This window comes from Bradyrhizobium sp. BR 10289, from assembly GCF_019455385.1.
In the GTDB taxonomy this organism is placed as follows: Bacteria; Pseudomonadota; Alphaproteobacteria; order Rhizobiales; family Xanthobacteraceae; genus Bradyrhizobium.
Window position 1 is genome coordinate 15,949 of the sequence record NZ_JACOFR010000030.1, and the last position, 19,244, is coordinate 35,192.

Consider the following 19,244-nt stretch of genomic DNA (forward strand, 5'->3'; position numbering starts at 1 on the left):
GCCGCTATATCCGCGTGGATGGATTCCCGGATTACGCTTCGCTCCATCCGGGCTACGAGATCTTGCGTTGCCCGACAGGGCAAAACACCCAACATGGACGTCAATCCACCGCGCCAAAAATATTCCACTTTACCGAAATTCGGAAATGACGTAGACATCGCCGCAACCCGGCCCATGGAAGAGGGCGTATCGCGATCGTCACGAACGCGGGCTGGGGGGCGGTGGACGTGGGTCACATCGGCGCAAAGGGTTTTGCAGGGCGGGCAACCGTGAGCAGGATACCTCGCGCACACGACCGGTGCGATCTCGCGTACGGCAAAATCGTGTGGTCCTGGCGCCCGGGGTCTGTGCGCCAAGTCTTGTGGTGATGCGGCGGCCCTACCGGGCACGCGCATCAGTCATCGGCAAGGCGACGGGGGCAATAGTGCAACGCTCCCCGGGGAGAGCACGACATAAGCCGTAAAACCACTGCGCAGGGAAGGCCGGATGTTGAGGCCACACCTGTATGCCGCTGTGCAAATTCTCGTTGCTACCTACCGCACAGTGGACCGTGGGTGCCCGGCCGGCACTCGGTCTTCCCTGCGCCCTTTTCCAATCGAGGGCGGAGCAATGAAGCAAAGCTCGGGCGAGATGCGCCGCGAGAGCGCGAAAGTGTGTCTGCAATGAAGATGCGAATTGATGGAGCGGCGCTCGCGCTCCAAGCACCGTCATTGCGAGGAGCCCTTGCGACGAAGCAATCCAGAGTCTTACCGCAGAGGCATTCTGGATTGCTTCCGCCTTCGCTAAGGCTTCGGCGGACAAGTCGCTGCGCTCGCAACGACGGCGGAGGGAGTTGCGCGATAACTCAGGTCTCGTGCCCCGGACGCAGCGCAGCGTCTCTTCGACGATGCGCTGCAGAGCCGGGGTCCATGTCACGGCGCGCCGTATGGCTTCCTGGGTCCCGGCTCTGCGCAGCAGCGTAAGAACGCTGCAGCGCGTCCGGGACACAGAGCAAGCTCACAGATACCGCGACAGCTCGTCCTTGAACTGGCCGTACACCGCGTCCTCGATCTGGCTGCGGTTGATGCCGATGTCGCGCAAAGCGCGGTCGTCGAGCTCGTTCAGCGTCTTGACGGCGGAGCGGCGCTCCATGCGGTCGAACAGCGCGTAGGCTGCGGTGACGAGCGCGCCAAAAAATCCGCTCGAGGATGGGCGTAAACTCCGCCCGGCAGTTTGCGAGATCGTGGTCATGTTTCTTCTCCGGCCTGTCGTCCACGCGGCGAAGCGGATGCCGTTGGCGCAAGCGCCTGAGCGCTTGCACCTCATTTGCCGTGGGATTGCTCTCGCTTTCCTCGGCGCAACGCGGACCTTGATGGAACTTAGATGCTCCAGTACATTGCTCGGAGCAAGTGAAACATTGCTCTCGGTGCAATAATGTCCAAGTTCGAGTACGTGAAGCTTGCCGATGCCATTGCCTCGGATATCTCTAACGGCACGTTAAGGCCCGGCGACCGGCTGCCGCCGCAGCGCAATTTTGCCTATGATCGCGGCATTGCCGTTTCTACGGCCAGCCGGGTTTATACGGAATTGCTCCGCCGCGGCCTCGTCGTCGGCGAAGTCGGCCGCGGCACCTTCATCTCAGGCGATATCAGGCGCCCGGTCGAGCCGCTCAGCGAGCCGCGCGACGCGCGGATCGATTTCGAGGTCAATTATCCGTTATTGCCGCAGCAATGGGCGATGATCGCCAAGAGCCTTGCCGGCCTCGAGCGCGTCGACGCGCTGGAGTCGGCGCTGCGCGTCTCGACCAGCATCGGCACCAAGAGCGCGCGCAACGCGGCCGCCGCCTATCTCGCGCGCAAGGACTTTGCGCCGCAGGCCGAGCAGATCGTGTTCACCGCCAACGGCAAGCAGTCGCTCGCGGCCGCGATCGCAGCGCTCGTCCCCACCGGCGGCCGCTGTGGCGTCGAGGCGCTGACCTATCCTTACGTCAAGAGCATCGCGGCGCGGCTCGGCGTCACGCTGGTGCCGATCCCGATGGACGAGTTCGGCGCGCGTCCCGATGCGATCCAGAAGGCGCATCGCGAGGCGCATCTGTCGGCGCTGTATCTGCAACCGATCATCCAGAACCCGCTCGGCGTCACCATGAACTCTGCGCGGCGCGCCGACATCATGCGCGTCGCCGAGAAGCTCGACCTCACCATCATCGAGGATACCGTCTACGGCTTCCTCGCCGACGACACGCCGCTCGCCGCGCTCGGGTCGGACCGCTGCATCGTGCTCGACAGCCTGTCCAAGAAGGTCGCGCCGGGCCTTGCGCTCGGCATCCTCGTCGCGCCGCCGCATCTGCGCGAGAGCGTGATGAGCGCGGTGCGCACCGGCGGCTGGATCGCATCCGGCCATGCGCTTGCCGCCGGGCAGCGGCTGATGGCCGACGGCACCGTCGCCGAGCTGACGCGGCTGAAACGCATCGACGCCGCGCGCCGTCAGCAGACCGCGGCGCGGCTGCTCGCCGGCTACCAGCTCGCTGCCGACCCGCGCTCGTATCATCTCTGGCTGACGCTTCCGCAGCACTGGCGCTCGCAGACCTTCGTCGCCGCCGCCGCCCGGCGCGGCATCGCGCTGACGCCATCATCGACTTTCGCGGTCGCGCACGGCCACGCGCCGAATGCGGTACGGCTCGCGCTCGCTCCGCCCACCTTCGAGCAGCTCGATTCCGGCCTGCGCACGCTGGTCTCGCTGCTCGGCACCAAGGAAGAGGATTTCGACTCGACGGAGTAATCAAAGCGTTTTCGAGCGAAGTGGGCACCGGTTCGCGTCAAGAAAACGCGTCAAAATTAAAGTCGCCTTCAGACCTCCGGCCAGTCCGCGATGAAGCCGCTCGCCTTGTAAGGCTCGATCTTGTTCCATTCGTGCAGGACACGCCGGCGAAACTCGGCGTCGGTGTGCCAGAGCGCGCGCGGCGTCGCAAAGCTGTCGACGGTGAGCAGTATCTTCTCGACCTCCGGCCAGTGCCGGTGCAGCGTCATCGGATAGCGTCGCGCGGTCCAGGTGTTGCCGAGGCAGATCACGCTGCGAATGTTGTGCAGTCCCAGCGCCGCATCAATGACGGGCAGCGAGAAGATCACGTTCTCGCCGGTGTTCATGGCGCGATGCTCCTCGAGGATTCGGTCGGCCGGAATGCCCGCAGCCACCATCGCCGCCTTGATGATGGTGCACTCGGATTGCTCCGAGCCCGGCGTGACACCGCCGCTGACAATCGACCAGCGGAACAGGCCCTCGCGCCACAGCCGCGCGGCGGTGTCGGCGCGCAAGGCCTCGTCCTCGCGGGTGCCGAACACGAACAGCAGGTCGGCCGGGCGGAGCGGCGTGTCGATCAGATGGATGCGGTTGATCTCGGCGATCTCATCCGCGCTGAGCGGGCGCGTCGTATGATGCATGGCCGCACGATGCGACAGCGGGGCGGCTGCGCGAAGTCACGTTTGATTGCGGCGGATTGCAGCTAGGGCAGCAAGAGGCCTTCAGGGCAGCAAGGCCTTGGGCACATCATCAAAACTGTAGCTCTGCGGCCGGTTGCGCCGGACGAAGCCGCCGACCTGCCAGGCGAACAGCGCGGCAAAGCCGAGGATGAACAGCGCGCCGGCGAGCTCGCCGATCAGAAGCGCGCGGATCAAGAGGCCTGTCATCGCCACCGTCAGCACCGCCAGGAACGCCAGCACCGCCGCATAGGTCTTAGCGCCGAGACCCGCGGTCAGCGTCGCGCGGCTGCCCGCCTTCGCCATCCGCGCGTGCAATGCGACGATGAAATCGCGAAAGCCGTTGTCCTGCGGCGCCATCAGGGCTGCGGTCTGCCAGCTCGTCGACAGGATCGCGATGCGGCCGCCGCCCGCGCGGCTGACATCGGCGCGAAAGCGGTGCTGCTGCATCGACACCGGGCGGAACGACAGCCTGACGGCACTGATCTCGTCATAGCGCCACAGGCCCGACCGTCCCGCGATGTGCCAGGACAGCCCCTCGTCGGTCAGCTCGAAGCGATGCGCCGAACCGATCAGCGACGCCTTGTAGGCGTAGCTTGTGCCCGAGGCGGCCTTCGCGTTCGAAACCTGCATCGTCTCCATCAATCCCGTCCGCAATCGCCTTGCGCGACCGCCCTCGCCCATCCTACAAGCGAGGCATGGCTGAGACGACCTTTTTTCCGCGCCGTCTGATTCTTGGTGCCGCGATGATCTCCGGCGTGCTGCTCGCGCTCGCGGTGCACATGCTGGGCGCGCGCTATGGGCTCGATCTCGGCGGCCTGTGGCGCTCCGACACGCACGAGTTCATGCCGGCGGGCGCGGCGATCGCCTGGTGGCTGATCGCGACGGTTGGCTTTTCCGGCGGCTATTTCACCGCGACCCTGATGCAGAGCGCCGTCGACGGCCAGATCCCGCACCGCATGCGGCAATTCCTGATCGCGGTCGGCGTGCTCCTGCTGGCAGGCGCCGGCCAGGTGGCCTCGGCGCCGAGCGCGGTCCCGACCATCTCAGGCATGCTGGCCGCGCTTGCCGCGCTGTGCCTCGGCGCGGTGATGGCATTCTGCGGCGCGCATTTCGCACTGCGCCGCAGCTGACACGATTGCCGCCCTCGCTTCACCTCTCCCGTAGGGAGAGGTCGGATCGCATCGCAAGATGCGATCCGGGTGAGGGGTTACGGTGACACTGAACGCTGCGGCCCCTCACCCGGATTGCTATGGCGCGCAATTGCGCGCCATAGCAATCCGACCTCTCCCCGCTGGGGTGTTCAGACCGGGGAGATGGTGGACGGGTGTTCGGAGACATCGTGGACACTTTCTGGGCTTCCGTCGAGAGGCCGAATGTCGACGGTTGCAATCGTCTGGGTTCTGAACACGACGTCGAAGACCCCATCGTGAGTGGTTGGCCGGAACGCGACGGCTTTGCCGCGGAAGGCCTTCGGGACTTTGAGGTTGCGGCCACGGAAGCTGACGTGGCCGCCTTGCTGGACCCGGCGGACCTCGTCGCCTGGTGCGTATTCGAAGGGCGGGACGGTCTCGACGTAGTCGCGCGGACTTGGCTGATAGCGGCTTGCCGGCACGGCAAGCTCGAGCGCGTCGTGGGGCCGTTCCGTGTTGTAGACAGTGCGCCATCGCTCGAAAGCACGCTGGGCGGAGGCGATATCGGCGAAGGGAGGAGCGGACAACACTTCGGCCTTGAGGCTGCGGTGGAAGCGTTCGTCCTTGCCCATGGTCTGCGGATGATAGGGCCGCGAATGGCTGACCTTGATGCCGCGCTCGATCAGCCAGACCCCGAGTGGGGTGAACGGGCTGCCTGGTCCGTCGCCCCAGGGCGAACCGTTGTCGGTGATCAGCCTCTCGGGCAGACCGTAGCGGCGGAAAGCTGCGATGAGATGCTGCCTGACCGTCTCGGTCTGCTCGTCGGCACACGCCGCCAGCGTCACCGAGAAGCGCGAGTGATCGTCGAGCACGGTCAGAGGATGAAGCCGACCGACGTGAAGGGCCACGTGGCCCTTGAAGTCCATCTGCCACAACTCGTTCGGCCGCGATCGTTCGAAACGAGTAAAGCCCGGCGAGCCGCCACCGAACTTGCCCAGTTCCACACCATGTCGCTTCAGGATCGCCGTCACCGTCGAGGGCGCCGGAACGGCTTCCCGCCCCATATCCTTCAGACGCCTGGCGATCTTGCGCCCGCCCCAGGCCGGATGCTGGGCGCGCACCGAAAGCACGGCCTCCTCGATCGCCGCGATACTGCGCGTGGGCGATGTCTGTGGTCGCCTTGGCTGGTCCCGAAGGCTGGCCATCCCGCCGCCCCGCCAACGCTCCAGCCACTTGTAGCCCGTCGTCGGGCTGATCCCGAAGCGACGGCACAATTGCCGAACGTTGGCTCCCTCTTCCGAGGCCAGCATCACAAACTCCGATCTTGCATCCATCCGAGACACCTCGCGGAACGGCATCCGACAGCCTCCTTGCTGAGCTGTCGAAGTGTCCACGATGTCTCCGAACACCCGTCCACCATCTCCCCGGTCTGAACATGGGGAGAGGTGAAGCAAGAGCGACAGACCGCGATCACGCCGAAGCGCGCAGCCGCGGCCGGTCCAGCATCAATGCGACATCGGAAGCCGGCCGCGGCTTGCTGAACAGATAGCCCTGCGCCTGGGTGCAGCCCTCGCGCCGGAGCAGCTCGAGCTGCGCGTCGTTCTCGACGCCTTCGGCGGTGGTGACGATGCCGAGGCTGCGGCCAAGGCCGGTCACGGCGCGGATGATCGCCATGGAATCCTCGCGCGTCGCCAGCTCCGACACGAACGACCGGTCGATCTTGATCTTGTCGAACGGGAAGCTGCGCAGATAGCTCAACGACGAATAGCCGGTGCCGAAATCGTCGAGCGAGATCCGCACGCCCATGGCGCGCAGCTCGTGCAGGGTGGTCAGCGTCGCCTCGCTATTCTGGAGCAGCACGGATTCGGTGATCTCGAGCTCGAGGCGACGTGCGGGAAGCCCCGACGTGGCCAGCGCCCCGGTGACCGTCGCGATCAGGTTCGGGCTTTTGAACTGGATCGGCGACAGATTGACCGCAACATCGACATCGTCGGGCCAGGTGGCCGCATGCGCGCAGGCGCTGCGCAGCACGAACTCGCCGAGCTGGACGATCAGGCCGGTCTCCTCGGCCAGCGGAATGAAGTTGATGGGGGCGATCAGGCCGCGCTGCGGATGGTTCCAGCGCAGCAGCGCCTCGAAGGCGACGACGCGACCGCTGGCGACGTCCCGGATCGGCTGATAGTACGCCTCGAACTCGTCGCGTTGCAGCGCCGCGCGCAGGTCCATCTCCAGCAGGCGCCGCGCCTGCGCGCGCGCATCCATGCCGGTCTCGAAGAAGCGATAGGTGCCGCGGCCGTCGGCCTTGGCGCGGTACAGCGCAAGGTCGGCGTTTTTCAGCAGCTCGTCCGGATTGCTGCCGTCCTGCGGCGACAGCGAGATGCCGATCGAGACGCCGATCACGATCTGATGCTCGTCGATCTGATAAGGCGCCGAGATCATTTCGACGAGGCGGCCGGCGAGGACTCTGGCCGCCGCCTCCTCCGAACGTCCGATCTGGACCACGGCGAACTCGTCGCCGCCAAGCCGCGCCACGGTGTCGTGTTCGCCGACGGTGGCCTTCAGCCTGCGACCGACTTCCTTCAGCAACGCATCGCCGATCGGATGCCCCAGCGAATCGTTGATGTCCTTGAAATGGTCGAGATCGAGGCAAAGCACCGCGAGTTGGTCGCCCGACTTCGCCCGGTGCAACCCCTGCTCGAGCTGTTCGTGGAACAGGACGCGGTTCGGCAGACCGGTCAGCGCGTCATGGCGCGCCATGTGCGAGATCTTCGCCTGGGCCTCCAGCCATTCAGTGATGTCCTCGAAGGTTGCGACCCAGCCGCCGCCCTGCATCGGCTGGTTGACGACGCGGATCGAGCGGCCGAACCGGCTCACGACGTCGGTCGTGGTGCGGCCCTCCCGCGCATCGGCAACCAGGCGCGCGAAGAATTCCGCGGGATCGCCGTTCCACTGGCCCTTGCCCTGCTCTTCCCTGAGCACGTCGACGAGCAGGCGGCCCGTGAGCAGGATATCGGTCCGGCCAAGCATTGCCGCATAGCGGTCGTTGAACAGCAGGATCTTGCCGTCCGCGTCGAACATGCAAAGTCCCTGTGACATGTTCTCGAGCGCGGTGTCGAGCACGACCTGCTGGCGTCCCAGTTCGCCCTTGGCGCGGCGGTCGAGCAGCGCCGCCGCGAGCGCGATCGCGATGATCGCCACCGCCGCACTGGCGGTGAGCAGGGACAATGAGGCCGGCGGGATCGACAGGCCGCTGATGACGATCGCAGGATCAGCCGTCAGGTCCACGGCGCCCATCGCGGTGAAATGATGCGAGACGATGGCAACGGTCAGCAGCACCGTCGCGCTGAGCGCACCCGCCAGGCTGTCGCGTCGCACCGCGACGACCAGGGCCAGCGATGCGAAGACGATGCCGAGGACGATTGAGACCGCCACGGTGCCGGTGACCCAGCCGATATGCGCCGGGATTTCGAGCGCCATCATGCCGGTGTAGTGCATGGCCGCAACACCGCTGCCGACGACAGCGCCACCGAGCGCAACCGAGATCGTCCGCGTCGCCGACACCGAGATACCGAGCCCGATGAAGGTCACGGCGATCGCAAAGATCAGCGACAGCACCGTCACCGGAATATTGTAGGCGCCGTTAGCACCGGGCCCGTAGGCCTGCATCGCGATGAAATGGGTTGCCCAGATACCGCAGCCGGCGACTACGGCATCAAGCGCGATCCACGAGACCCGGGCCCCTCCGCTTGCCGCACGCGCGCGGTGAAACAGGCTGATCGCCGCCGCGCTTGCGAGCAGACATACCGCGCCGCCGAGCGCGACCAGGCGCCAATCATGCTGGTCCGTGAGACAGTCAAGAACTTGATACATTGCCGGCCCCTATCCAGCCTGCACTTGAGACGGCAGAGATGGATAGTCGGTAACCGGCTATGTACTCGTTTCCCGGGTGGTGAACGGAAGATGTGTACATTTGCTCACATTGTCTGGCCTCGCACAGGTGCGCCAAACCCGATCACGGCGGCTGCGAGCAGCAGGACGGTGGCCGATACGACCAACGAGGCGTGCAGGCCCGCCATGAACGCCCCCTCCGTCGCGACCAGCGAACCGAACAGCGCGACGCCAAGCACGCTGCCGGTCTGCCGCGTCGCATTGAGCACGCCCGCCGCGATGCCGGAGCGCTCCTTCTCGACGCTGCCGAGCAGGGTCGAGGTCAACGGCGGCACCAACAGCCCGAGTCCGCCGCTGATCGCGATCATCTGCGCGCAGATCGCCCAATAGTGCGTGCCAGGCGCGATCCACAGCAGACCGAAACAGCCGAGCGCCGAGATCAGGGCGCCGACCACGATGGTCGGGCACGGACCGATGCGCTCGGCAAGGCGTGGCGCCAGCAGATTGACCGGCAGCACGGCGCCCATCATCGGCACGAAGGCGAGCCCGGTCCACCATGCCGACAGCCCGTTGATCCGCTGGAAGTACAGGCTGAGCACGAAGATCAGGCCGTAGATCGCAACGTTCACCAGCAGGCCGACGATCGTCGTCAAGGTAAACAGCCGGTGACCGAACAGGGACAGCGGCAGCATCGGCTGCGCCGCGCGGCTTTCGCGCCAGACGAACAGAACAGAGAGAATGAGGGCTGAGGCAAAGGCCGAGAGCACGGCAGGATGCTCCCAGCCAAGCGCGCCGCCTTCGATGATCGCGCCGGCGAGCGCCCCCAGCGCGCCGATCGCGGTGAGCTGGCCGGGCAGATCGATCTCGCGCGACGGCGTCCGCGTGGTCTCGGTCGCATAGCGCCAGCTCAGCCAAAGGCCGATGAGGCCGATCGGCAGGTTGACGAGAAAGATCGCACGCCAGCCGACCAGCGTGATCAGGGCGCCGCCGACAAACGGGCCGGCGGTGAGCGCAAGGCTCGCGCCGGCAGCCCAGACCGCAACGGCGCGGCCCCGTGCGCGGTCGTCCGCATAGGCATGGTTGAGCAGCGCGAGGGAATTCGGCACCAGGATCGCCGCCGCCAGCCCCTGGACCAGCCGCGCTGCGATCAGCACGATGGCATTGGGCGACAGCGCACAGGCGAGCGAGGCCGCGGTGAAGATCGCGAACCCTGCCAGGAAGATGCGCTTGGCGCCGATGCGGTCGCCGAGCGCGCCTGATGTCAGGATGAAGGCGGCAAAGGCGATGGTGTAGGCGCTGACGACCCATTGCAGCTCGGCAACGCCGCCGCCGAGCGATCTGCCCATCGCGTCGAGCGCGGTGTTGACGATGGTGACGTCGAGCTGCACCACGCCATAACCAAGGCTCATCGCGGCGAGCGTCAGCGAGGTTGCAAGGCGCGAGGGCGTGCGGAGGCCGGCTGCGCCGTTGAAGATTTCATATTTGATGGTGTTGGCTCGCATGCTGCACCTCGATTGCAGCCCCATGCGAAGATAGGCGCTCATCCCGTCATAATGCTTCGACACCGACCGAATGATGGTTATCCGATATGCGAGCGCCGCGCGGACTCACCGCGCGGCGCTCCTGCAGCGAGCCCTGCCCTTTAGCTCGCCGCCCGCAAATTCACCTTGCTCTCGGCGAGCGTCGTCAGTTTCTTGTCGGTCGCCTTTTCCTCCTCGAGCGTCTTGGCGAGCACGGCAGCGCAATCGCTGCGGCCGAGCTGCTTGGCCCAGGCGATCAGGCTGCCGTAGCGGACGATCTCGTAATGCTCGGCGGCCTGCGCCGCGTTGATCAGGGCAGCGTCGAGCACCGCCTTGTCGGCGACCTCGCCTGCGGTCTCGTCGGCTTCCTCGATGATACCGTCGATCGCCGGACAATCGACCGCCTTCACCTGCGCGCCGTGCATCTTGAACACTTCCTCGAGCCGGGCGACGTGCTGCCTGGTTTCTTCGAGGTGCGTCAAAAAGCCCTGCTTCAGCTGCGGATCGGTGGCCTTTTCTGCCATTTTCGGAAGCGCCTTGGTGAGCTGCTGCTCGGCGTAATAGATGTCCTGGAGCTGATGCACGAACAGGTCGTTCATGGTTTTGATGTCTTTTGTGAACAGTCCCATCGTTCCGATCCTCATTGGTTTCGGGAACACGCAGGCACCGGCTTGCACGAAAAGCCGTTGATTCCGTCATGTTCGGTTGCTGATGGGGCGCTAACGAGCCTACGGCATCGACGTTCCAAAAAAGCGGGCAGGCTTGCGCTGGAACAATGCTGGCGGGAGCGGAAGCTGAAACCATGCCGACGGATGAACGCGCGCTCCAGGCCGGACTTGCGACTCGTATGCTTAACGCGCCGCCGATGTGAACGACGTATGACAAAGTAGCGGCTCTGGCGCAGAACCAATCCTTGTCAAGGACTGCACAAGCCGCAGTTTTTGCCTTAAATGAGCTACATCATGCCTAGCGATCGACGCCCGGTTCGGGCCGCGATCGCACCCGACCGGCCAATGTCTGGCCCGTTCGGTCTTGCCCCCCGCCGGGAGGATGAATGCACGGACTACTGCCCGCGCTGAAACGCGGCTTCAAGAGATGGGTCGGCTGGCGACGGCTCGGCATTGCCGCGAGCGTCTTCATCATCGCCTTCGCGATCACGACGCTTGTGCGTACGCTCAAGCACATCGACACCGGCGTCATCCTGACCGCGCTGACCGAGATTCCCCGCGCCAATATCGGGCTGGCGGCGATCTGCGTCGTCCTGGCGTTCTGCACGCTGACCTTCTACGATTTTTTTGCACTGCGAACGATCGGCAAGAAACACGTGCCCTATCGCATCGCAGCACTCTCCAGCTTCACGTCCTATTCGATCGGTCACAATATCGGCGCCACGGTTTTCACCGGTGGCGCGATCCGTTTCCGGATCTATTCGGATTACGGGCTGAACGCGATCGACGTCGCCAAAATCTGTTTCCTGTCGGGCCTGACCTTCTGGCTCGGTAACATCTTCGTGCTCTCGATCGGCATGGTCATCCATCCGGATGCCGCCTCGTCGATGGACCAGCTGCCCTCGTCGATCAATCGGCTGATCGGGCTTGGCGGCCTCGCCTCGATCGGCGCCTATCTCGTCTGGCTCTCGATGGGCGAGAAGCGCCGCGAGCTCGGCCAGAAGGGCTGGAAGGTGGCGCTGCCGTCAGCGCCGCTGACCTTGGTGCAGATCCTGATCGGCGTGGTCGACCTCGGCTTCTGCGCCACGGCGATGTACCTCTTGATGCCGGCCAATCCGCCGATCGACTTCCTGTCGCTGGCGGTGGTGTTCATCCTGGCAACGCTGATCGGCTTCGCCAGCCACGCACCCGGCTCGATCGGGGTGTTCGATGTCGCCATGCTGGTGGCGCTGCCCGAATTCGGCCGCGAGCAGCTGCTGGCGACGCTACTGGTCTTCCGCATCCTCTATTTCGTGATCCCGTTCGGCCTCGCCATCTCCATCATGGGTGCGCGCGAGCTCTGGATGAACGTGGTCGAGCCCTGGCAGGAGCGGCGACGGCTGGCCGAGGCCTGCGCCCAAAGCAATCTGCCCAAGCAGGTGGCAGCGATGGAGCGCGAGCGGGCGCTGCGGCAGGCCAGCAAGCGCTAGAACGGCGGGGCGTGAACGCGCTCGGACAAAAGGTTGCAGGCGGGAGAACAATCCTCTCTTATTTCCGCCTCAACTTTGCCGTTGAACACGCGGGCCATGATCCGATCACCTCTTCGTACCTTTGTCGCAGGCACCCTGCTGCTTGCCGGGATTCTGACGTCTATGCCGCCCGAGCATGCCGCTGCGCAGGACGCGGGCGGGATGCAAATATCCTGGGAGGTACGCAACCGCTTCCGCCTGTTCCGCGAGGAGCGCGACTTCCTGCTCCATGTCGAGAATGCGCGTAACCGCAGCATCCTCGCCGCCGAGCAATCGCTGGAGCTCCAGAGCGAAGGTCGCGGTTGGGCCCGCAACATGGTCAACCGGCTCTGCATCGACCTCCAGGGCCGGGTCAACCAGCCCTGCACCCGCGATAACGTCAAGGAGAACTACATCACCCCCATCGACCACCCGGTCACGGTGCGCCTGACCGGCGCGGTGCCGGTCGGCGCCACCTGCGCCTGGTCGTTCGACGACGGCGACGGGCCACAGACTTCCACCTTCGACTGCGCCGAGCCGATCAATCTACGCGTCCGTTACGGCAAGCAGACGGTCGCGAGCGTCGACGTCTCCTCCGGCTCCGATCCGACCCAGCGCGTCCAGGCCGAGATCCAGGTCCGCGATATCTTCATCGCCGGCTTAGGAGACAGCATCGCTTCGGGCGAAGGCAATCCGGACCGGCCGCTGCCGCTGTCGGACGAAGGCTTCTGCTTCCGCTCCTATCTGGGCACCGCCGGTGCACAGTATTACCGGCCGAGCCGCGCCGGCTACAAAGGCGGCCGCGCCTGTGAGGCGCCGGATACGCTCGCCAACTGGCAGCACTACAGCGCGCTCTGGTTCAACTCGCCCTGCCATCGCTCGCTCTACAGCTACCAGGCCCGCACGGCGCTGGCGCTTGCGGTGCGCTACACCCACATCGCGGTGACCTTCCTGCCGCTCGCCTGCACCGGCGCCAGCATCGGCGACGGCCTCTTGGGCTCGCAGCGCGCCCGTGAATGCCCGCCCGGCAAGACCGGCGTGTGCAACACCAGCGTCAACGCGCAGGTCGCCGAGCTGCGCGAGGCGCTCACGGCGGCGAAAAAGCGCCAGCCGGACCGCACGCTCGACCTCGTGCTGCTCTCGGTCGGCGCCAACGACGTCTACTTCTCCGGCCTCGTCGCCGACGTCATCGTCGACACCGCGACCGAGCGCGCGCTGTTCCGCCGCTCCGGCGTGATGGCAAGCGTCGACGATTCCCGCGACGCGCTGGCGCGCGAGCTGCCGCAAAACTTCGTCAAGCTGCGCGAGGCCTTGAAGCCGCTGGTCGGCGGCGACCTCTCGCATGTGGTCTACGTCTCCTATGCCAATCCCGCGCTCGCCGACGGCGGCGTACCCTGCCGCGGCGGCCGCGCCGGCTTCGACATCCACCCGTCCTTCAATGCCGATCCGCAGCGCCTCGCCCGCGTCTCGACCTTCGTGGACACTGAATTCCTGCCGCAGTTGAAGGGCCTCGCCACCTGCACCCGCGGCGCCCTGTGCCGTGATCCCGAAGCCGACCGCATGACCTTCGTGGATTCGCATCAGGCCGCGTTCGCCGACCACGGCTTTTGCGCGCATTCCGGCAACGATCCCGAATTCGACCGGACGTGCTTTGCCGAGAACGGCCAGAGCTTCAATCCTGACATCGTCAGCGCGGCGAGCCAGCCGATGCTGTGCGGCCGCGGCGCCTCCGAGTATCGCGCCTATCTCCCCCGCGCGCGCTGGATCCGCGACGCCAATGACAGCTACTTCGCCGCGATGACCTATCCGCAAGGCCTGCCGGCCGCGAGCCAGCCGACCGACATCCATGATGCGACCTGGGGTGTGCTCTCGGCCGTATATGGCGGCGCCGTGCATCCGAGCGCCGAGGGCCATGCCGCGATGGCGGATGCCGCACTGCCCGCCGCGAGTGCGGTGCTCGGGCTGGACGCGGTGCCGCCGAATGTGACGCGCGGACTGTTGGCGCCGCTGCTGCCGGGCGCGCGGCAGTAGCACCAAGACGAGCCTTCTCCTCGCCGTCATTGCGAGCGCAGCGAAGCAATCCAGAATCTTTCCGCGGAAGGACTCTGGATTGCTTCGTCGCAAGAGCTCCTCGCAATGACGGCGCCCGCTCCATCAATCCAAAAACGGCATCGATCGATACTCCCTTCAACTTGGACACTCTGCCGCGCGCGCCTCTAGGACTCGCAGCGAGGAAACATTTCGAGTTCTAAGGAGGCGCCTGATGAGCGCAGTGGTGTCCGCAGCGGACGTGAGGAGGTCTCGCGTCAGGCTGTTCATCGTGACCATGCTGTTCCTGGTCACGACCGTCAATTATGCCGACCGCGCCACGCTGTCGATCGCGGGCCCCGCGCTCTCCAAGGAGCTCCATCTCGATCCCGTTGCCATGGGCTGGATCTTCTCGGCCTTCGGCTGGTCCTATGTCGTCGCGCAGGTGCCGGGCGGCTGGCTGCTCGATCGTTACGGCTCGCGCCTCGTCTACGCCTTCAGCATCATCGTCTGGTCGCTGTTCACGCTGATGCAGGGCTGGGTCGGCTTCCTCAGCGCCGGTGCCGCCGTCGTCGTGCTGTTCGCGCTGCGCCTGCTGGTCGGAGTTGCGGAAGCACCGTCCTTCCCGGCCAACGCCCGCATTGTCGCCGCCTGGTTTCCCGGCAATGAGCGCGGCACCGCGTCGGCCTTCTTCAATTCCGGGCAGTATTTCGCCACCGTGATCTTCGCGCCGCTGATGGGCTGGATCGCGCACACCTATGGCTGGCGCTACGTGTTCTTCGTGATGGGCGCCCTCGGCGTCGTCATGGGCCTCGTCTGGATCAAGACCGTGTACGGCCCGAAGGAGCATCCTGGAATCAACGAGGCCGAGTTCGACTACATCAAGGAAGGCGGCGCCCTCGTCGATCTCGATGCGCCCAAAAACGATCTGATGCAGGCGCGCGCGCCGGAGGCCGGCTCGGGCTGGGACCACATCCGCCAGCTGCTCTCCAACCGCATGATGCTCGGCGTCTATCTCGGCCAGTACTGCATCAACACGCTGACCTATTTCTTCCTGACCTGGTTCCCCGTCTACCTCGTCAAGGAGCGCGGCCTGTCGATCCTGCAAGCCGGCTTCGTCGCGACGCTGCCGGCGCTGTGCGGCTTCATCGGCGGCGTGCTCGGCGGCATCATCTCGGATGCGATCCTGCGCGGCACGGGCTCGCTGACCATGGCCCGCAAGATCCCGATCGTCGGCGGCATGCTGCTGTCGATGTCGATCATCGCCTGCAACTATGTCGAGGGACAGGCGCTGGTGGTCGGCTTCATGGCGCTCGCCTTCTTCGGCAAGGGCATCGGCGCGCTCGGTTGGGCCGTCGTCTCCGACACCTCGCCGAAGGAAGCCGGCGGCGTCTCCGGCGGTCTGTTCAACACCTTCGGCAACCTCTCCTCGATCACCACCCCGATCGTGATCGGCTACATCCTGGCTGCGACTGGCTCCTTCAACGGCGCGCTGGTGTTCGTCGGCCTCAATGCGCTGGTCGCCGCCTTCGCCTATCTCGTGATCGTCGGCAAGATCGAGCGGGTGGTGCTCAAACGTTCCTCCTGAGGGCTCCCAATGGAGCTTGACCAGGCAACTCAACGGCGGCTTCACAGCCGCCGTCTTTGTTTCGGGGATGATCGATGCTAGAAGTGCCGGGGAAACGCCTTATTCATCTAAGGCATGTATCGATGTTCGACCTCAACCAGCTCCGCTGTTTCGTCACGGTGGCGGAGGAACTGCATTTCGGCCGCGCCGCCGCGCGGCTGAACATGACGCAGCCGCCGCTGTCGCGGCAGATCCAGGTGCTCGAGCACATCATCGACGCCCCGCTGCTGGAGCGCACCAGCCGCTCGGTGCGCCTGACGCCGGCGGGGCGCAGCTTCCTGCCGGAGGCACGGCGCATCCTCAAGCTTGCAGAAAGCGCCTCCCAAGTCGCCCGCCGCATCGCGCTCGGCAAGACCGGCTCGCTGAAGATCGGCTTCACGGCCGCCGCCGCCTACGGCTTCCTGCCCGAGCTGATCGCGGCCTGCCGCGCAAAGCTGCCCGAGGTCGATTTCTCGCTGAAGGAGATGGTGTCGGGCGACCAGTTCGAGGCCCTCACGTCAGGCCAGATCGATGCTGGCTTGCTGCGGCCGCCGATCGCGCGGCCTGAGCTCGCCAGCCGCCGCGTCGTTGCCGAGCCCCTGCTCGCCGCGATCCCGAAGAAGCACCCGCTGGCGAACGCGGAGAGCATCACCATCAAGGATTTCGACGACCAGCCCTTCGTGATGTATTCGCCCTATGAAAGCCGTTACTTCCACGACCTGCTGGTGGCGATGTTCACCCGCGCCGACGTGCTGCCGCGCTACGTCCAGCATCTCAGCCAGATCCATTCGATCCTCGCCATGGTCCGCGCCGGCCTTGGCCTTGCCATCGTGCCGGCCGCGGCCGCCGGCCTGAAAATCTCCGACGTCCGCCTGCGGCCGCTGAAGCTGCGCACGCGCGTGCCGGTCGAGCTGTTCATGGTCTGGCGCCGCGACGATGAGAACCCGCTGCTCTCGGCGCTGGTCAAGATCGCCGGTGAACTGGCCTCCGCGGAGGTGTCGGAGGATTGATGCTCAATCCGCATCGGTCGATATAGGCTTTGGCTTGGACGCGCATCGAACGGTTGCCTAAACCACGGCGCATGGACGCGCAGGCTTTGCGTCCTCCACAACACCGGACAAGGGAGCCGCGCCCATGAGCAAGATGACCCCGCAGGAAATGGCCCAGAAGATCGGATCGGGCCTCCTGTCCTTCCCCGTCACGCCCTTCAAGGCGGACTACTCCTTCGACGAGGCGACCTACCGCGCCAACATGGACTGGCTGTGCGGCTATGATGTCGCAGGCCTGTTCGCCGCCGGCGGCACCGGCGAGTTCTTCTCTCTGACCCCGACTGAAGTCCCGCAAGTGGTGAAGGTCGCCGTCGACGAGACCAAGGGCCGCGTGCCCGTGCTCGCCGGCACCGGCTATGGCACCGCGATCGCCCGCGAGATCGCTGTTGGCGCCGAGAAGGCCGGCGCCGACGGCCTCTTGCTGCTGCCGCCCTATCTCACCCATTCCGAGCAGGACGGCCTTGCCGCCCATGTCGAGGCGGTCTGCGCCGCCGTGAAGATCGGCGTCATCGTCTACAACCGCGACAACGCCATCCTCCAGCCCGACACGCTCGCGCGCCTTGCCGAACGCTGCCCGAACCTCGTCGGCTACAAGGACGGCATCGGCGACATCGAGCTGATGACCCGCGTCTACACCAAGCTCGGCGATCGCCTCACCTATGTCGGCGGCCTGCCGACCGCGGAGACCTTCGCCCTGCCCTATCTCGACATGGGCGTGACCACCTATTCCTCGGCCGTGTTCAACTTCGTGCCGGAGTTCGCCACCCATTTCTATGCTGCCGTGCGCAAGCGCGACCATGCCACGATCCACGCCGGCCTGAAGAACTTCATCCTGCCGCTGATCGCGATCCGCAACCGCAAGAAGGGCTATGCGGTCTCGATCATCAAGGCCGGCATGAAGGTCATCGGCCGCGATTCCGGCCCGGTCCGCCCGCCGTTGACCGATCTCACCGAGCAGGAGATTGCGGAACTGACCGCGCTGGTGAAGGATCTGCCCGCCATCCGATCGTCACAACAGGCTGCAGAATAACAAGACAACAGGGAGGAGCGCGCGATGGCCCAGACGGATATTTCTGGCGCACCGGTCGTCACGGCGATGCAGGTGATCCCGGTCGCGGGCCGCGACAGCATGCTCCTCAATTTGAGCGGCGCGCACGCGCCGTTCTTCACCCGCAACATCGTCATCCTCACCGACAATGCCGGTCACACCGGCGTCGGCGAGGTGCCGGGCGGGCAAAAGATATGGCAGACGCTCCAGGACGCCCGCGACCTCGTGATCGGCAAGACCGTCGGCGCGATGAACAACATCCTCGCCGATGTCAGAACGACATTCGCAGACCGCGACGCCGGCGGCCGCGGCAAGCAGACGTTCGATCTTCGGGTGATGATCCACGCGGTCACGGCCATCGAATCCGCCCTGCTCGACTTGCTGGGCCAGCATCTTGATTTGCCGGTCGCAGCCCTGCTCGGCGAAGGCCAGCAGCGCAAGAGCGTCGAGACGCTCGGCTACCTCTTCTTCGTCGGCGACCGGCGCAAGTCCAAGCTCGATTACATCGCGGGCGAGACCGGCAAGCCGGAATGGTTCAACCTCCGCCACCAGGAGGCGATGACGCCCGAAACGGTAGTGCGGCTCGCGGAGGCCACCCACGATCATTACGGCTTCGCCGATTTCAAGCTCAAGGGCGGCGTGCTGTGCGGCGAGCAGGAGATCGAGGCCGTCACCGCGATCGCGAGACGCTTCCCGAACGCCCGCGTGACGCTGGACCCCAACGGCGCCTGGTCGCTGGATGAAGCGATCAGCCTCTGCAAGGACATGCATGGCATCCTCGCCTATGCCGAGGATCCCTGTGGCGCCGAGGCCGGCTTCTCCGGCCGCGAGATCATGGCCGAGTTCCGCCGCGCCACGGGCCTGCCGACCGCGACCAATATGATCGCCACCGACTGGCGGCAACTCTCCCATGCGCTGCGCCTCGGCGCGGTGGACATTCCGCTGGCCGACCCCCATTTCTGGACCATGCAAGGCTCGGTCCGCGTCGCCCAGACCTGCCGTGACAACGGCCTGACCTGGGGCTCGCACTCCAACAACCACTTTGACATCTCGCTCGCCATGTTCACCCATGTCGGTGCCGCCGCCCCCGGCAAGGTCACCGCGATCGACACCCACTGGATCTGGCAGGACGGCCAGGCGCTCACTAAAGAGCCGCTGCGGATCAAGGGCGGCAAGATTGCCGTCCCCGACAGGCCGGGCCTGGGCATCGAAATCGACAGGGCCGCTATCGACGCCGCGCATGAGCTCTACAAGCAGCATGGACTCGGTGCCCGCGATGACGCTATTGCCATGCAGGACCTGATCCCCGGCTGGACGTTTGACGACAAGCGCCCCTGCCTCGTGCGTTAGAAAATTCGGAGGAAG

15 protein-coding genes are annotated in these 19,244 nt (G+C 65.6%); 8 read left to right on the forward strand and 7 right to left on the reverse strand.

Annotation, left to right across the window (positions count from 1 at the left end; genetic code table 11):
* Positions 1 to 996: 996 nt before the first annotated feature.
* A complete protein-coding gene (locus HYH08_RS32665) occupies positions 997 to 1,230 on the reverse strand; it encodes a DUF1127 domain-containing protein (RefSeq protein WP_220013935.1) in 234 nt (77 codons plus the stop codon).
* Positions 1,231 to 1,413: 183 nt separating this feature from the next.
* Between HYH08_RS32665 and HYH08_RS32670 the strand changes: the two genes are divergently transcribed.
* Positions 1,414 to 2,757, forward strand: a complete 1,344-nt coding sequence (locus HYH08_RS32670) for an aminotransferase-like domain-containing protein (RefSeq protein ID WP_220013936.1) — start codon at positions 1,414 to 1,416, stop codon at positions 2,755 to 2,757.
* A gap of 68 nt (positions 2,758 to 2,825) precedes the next feature.
* Here HYH08_RS32670 and HYH08_RS32675 read toward each other — a convergent pair whose 3' ends face one another.
* A complete protein-coding gene (locus HYH08_RS32675) occupies positions 2,826 to 3,416 on the reverse strand; it encodes a YdcF family protein (protein WP_220013937.1) in 591 nt (196 codons plus the stop codon).
* Positions 3,417 to 3,497: 81 nt separating this feature from the next.
* Positions 3,498 to 4,085, reverse strand: coding sequence for a hypothetical protein (locus HYH08_RS32680; RefSeq protein WP_220013938.1), 588 nt, complete (start codon positions 4,083 to 4,085; stop codon positions 3,498 to 3,500).
* Between the two features lie 65 nt (positions 4,086 to 4,150).
* Here HYH08_RS32680 and HYH08_RS32685 point away from each other — a divergent pair, with 65 nt between their 5' ends.
* Positions 4,151 to 4,585 carry a hypothetical protein gene (locus tag HYH08_RS32685; RefSeq protein ID WP_220013939.1) on the forward strand — a complete coding sequence of 145 codons (435 nt, stop codon included), beginning with the start codon at positions 4,151 to 4,153 and terminating at the stop codon, positions 4,583 to 4,585.
* A 170-nt stretch (positions 4,586 to 4,755) separates the two neighbouring features.
* On the opposite strand, the gene HYH08_RS32690 is transcribed toward HYH08_RS32685, so the two are convergent.
* From HYH08_RS32690 to HYH08_RS32705, 4 genes are all read right to left on the reverse strand, one after another.
* Positions 4,756 to 5,943: an IS481 family transposase gene (locus tag HYH08_RS32690; RefSeq protein WP_220013940.1), complete on the reverse strand. Its 1,188-nt coding sequence runs from the start codon at positions 5,941 to 5,943 to the stop codon at positions 4,756 to 4,758.
* A 112-nt stretch (positions 5,944 to 6,055) separates the two neighbouring features.
* Positions 6,056 to 8,455, reverse strand: a complete 2,400-nt coding sequence (locus HYH08_RS32695; protein ID WP_220013941.1) for a bifunctional diguanylate cyclase/phosphodiesterase — start codon at positions 8,453 to 8,455, stop codon at positions 6,056 to 6,058.
* Positions 8,456 to 8,559: 104 nt separating this feature from the next.
* The gene (locus HYH08_RS32700; protein ID WP_220013942.1) at positions 8,560 to 9,975 is read right to left on the reverse strand and encodes an MFS transporter; all 1,416 of its coding nucleotides are present in this window, start codon (positions 9,973 to 9,975) and stop codon (positions 8,560 to 8,562) included.
* 140 nt (positions 9,976 to 10,115) lie between these two features.
* Complete coding sequence (locus HYH08_RS32705) at positions 10,116 to 10,622, reverse strand: YciE/YciF ferroxidase family protein (protein WP_220013943.1); 507 nt, start codon at positions 10,620 to 10,622, stop codon at positions 10,116 to 10,118.
* Positions 10,623 to 11,047: 425 nt separating this feature from the next.
* On the opposite strand from HYH08_RS32705, the gene HYH08_RS32710 reads away from it, so the two are divergent.
* The 6 genes from HYH08_RS32710 (at position 11,048) to gudD (ending at position 19,229) form a co-directional block, all read left to right on the forward strand.
* Complete coding sequence (locus HYH08_RS32710) at positions 11,048 to 12,130, forward strand: lysylphosphatidylglycerol synthase transmembrane domain-containing protein (RefSeq protein WP_220013944.1); 1,083 nt, start codon at positions 11,048 to 11,050, stop codon at positions 12,128 to 12,130.
* A gap of 96 nt (positions 12,131 to 12,226) precedes the next feature.
* Positions 12,227 to 14,179, forward strand: coding sequence for an SGNH/GDSL hydrolase family protein (locus tag HYH08_RS32715; RefSeq protein WP_220013945.1), 1,953 nt, complete (start codon positions 12,227 to 12,229; stop codon positions 14,177 to 14,179).
* Positions 14,180 to 14,411: 232 nt separating this feature from the next.
* Positions 14,412 to 15,764: an MFS transporter gene (locus HYH08_RS32720; protein ID WP_220013946.1), complete on the forward strand. Its 1,353-nt coding sequence runs from the start codon at positions 14,412 to 14,414 to the stop codon at positions 15,762 to 15,764.
* Between the two features lie 122 nt (positions 15,765 to 15,886).
* On the forward strand, positions 15,887 to 16,792 hold the full coding sequence (locus HYH08_RS32725; protein WP_220013947.1) for a LysR family transcriptional regulator: 906 nt from the start codon (positions 15,887 to 15,889) through the stop codon (positions 16,790 to 16,792).
* A gap of 124 nt (positions 16,793 to 16,916) precedes the next feature.
* Positions 16,917 to 17,861 carry a 5-dehydro-4-deoxyglucarate dehydratase gene (kdgD, locus tag HYH08_RS32730; RefSeq protein ID WP_220013948.1) on the forward strand — a complete coding sequence of 315 codons (945 nt, stop codon included), beginning with the start codon at positions 16,917 to 16,919 and terminating at the stop codon, positions 17,859 to 17,861.
* Positions 17,862 to 17,885: 24 nt separating this feature from the next.
* Positions 17,886 to 19,229 (forward strand): glucarate dehydratase, encoded by a 1,344-nt coding sequence (gene gudD / locus HYH08_RS32735; RefSeq protein WP_220013949.1) that lies wholly within the window; start codon positions 17,886 to 17,888, stop codon positions 19,227 to 19,229.
* The last annotated feature ends 15 nt before the right edge of the window (positions 19,230 to 19,244 follow it).

What these genes read in the sequence shown, in the direction of transcription:
- HYH08_RS32665 (WP_220013935.1), bottom strand. Translation starts at nt 1,230, where the DNA reads ATGACCACGATCTCGCAAACTGCCGGGCGGAGTTTACGCCCATCCTCG.
- HYH08_RS32670 (WP_220013936.1), top strand. Translation starts at nt 1,414, where the DNA reads ATGTCCAAGTTCGAGTACGTGAAGCTTGCCGATGCCATTGCCTCGGAT.
- HYH08_RS32675 (WP_220013937.1), bottom strand. Translation starts at nt 3,416, where the DNA reads ATGCATCATACGACGCGCCCGCTCAGCGCGGATGAGATCGCCGAGATC.
- HYH08_RS32680 (WP_220013938.1), bottom strand. Translation starts at nt 4,085, where the DNA reads ATGCAGGTTTCGAACGCGAAGGCCGCCTCGGGCACAAGCTACGCCTAC.
- HYH08_RS32685 (WP_220013939.1), top strand. Translation starts at nt 4,151, where the DNA reads ATGGCTGAGACGACCTTTTTTCCGCGCCGTCTGATTCTTGGTGCCGCG.
- HYH08_RS32690 (WP_220013940.1), bottom strand. Translation starts at nt 5,943, where the DNA reads ATGCCGTTCCGCGAGGTGTCTCGGATGGATGCAAGATCGGAGTTTGTG.
- HYH08_RS32695 (WP_220013941.1), bottom strand. Translation starts at nt 8,455, where the DNA reads ATGTATCAAGTTCTTGACTGTCTCACGGACCAGCATGATTGGCGCCTG.
- HYH08_RS32700 (WP_220013942.1), bottom strand. Translation starts at nt 9,975, where the DNA reads ATGCGAGCCAACACCATCAAATATGAAATCTTCAACGGCGCAGCCGGC.
- HYH08_RS32705 (WP_220013943.1), bottom strand. Translation starts at nt 10,622, where the DNA reads ATGGGACTGTTCACAAAAGACATCAAAACCATGAACGACCTGTTCGTG.
- HYH08_RS32710 (WP_220013944.1), top strand. Translation starts at nt 11,048, where the DNA reads ATGCACGGACTACTGCCCGCGCTGAAACGCGGCTTCAAGAGATGGGTC.
- HYH08_RS32715 (WP_220013945.1), top strand. Translation starts at nt 12,227, where the DNA reads ATGATCCGATCACCTCTTCGTACCTTTGTCGCAGGCACCCTGCTGCTT.
- HYH08_RS32720 (WP_220013946.1), top strand. Translation starts at nt 14,412, where the DNA reads ATGAGCGCAGTGGTGTCCGCAGCGGACGTGAGGAGGTCTCGCGTCAGG.
- HYH08_RS32725 (WP_220013947.1), top strand. Translation starts at nt 15,887, where the DNA reads ATGTTCGACCTCAACCAGCTCCGCTGTTTCGTCACGGTGGCGGAGGAA.
- kdgD (WP_220013948.1), top strand. Translation starts at nt 16,917, where the DNA reads ATGAGCAAGATGACCCCGCAGGAAATGGCCCAGAAGATCGGATCGGGC.
- gudD (WP_220013949.1), top strand. Translation starts at nt 17,886, where the DNA reads ATGGCCCAGACGGATATTTCTGGCGCACCGGTCGTCACGGCGATGCAG.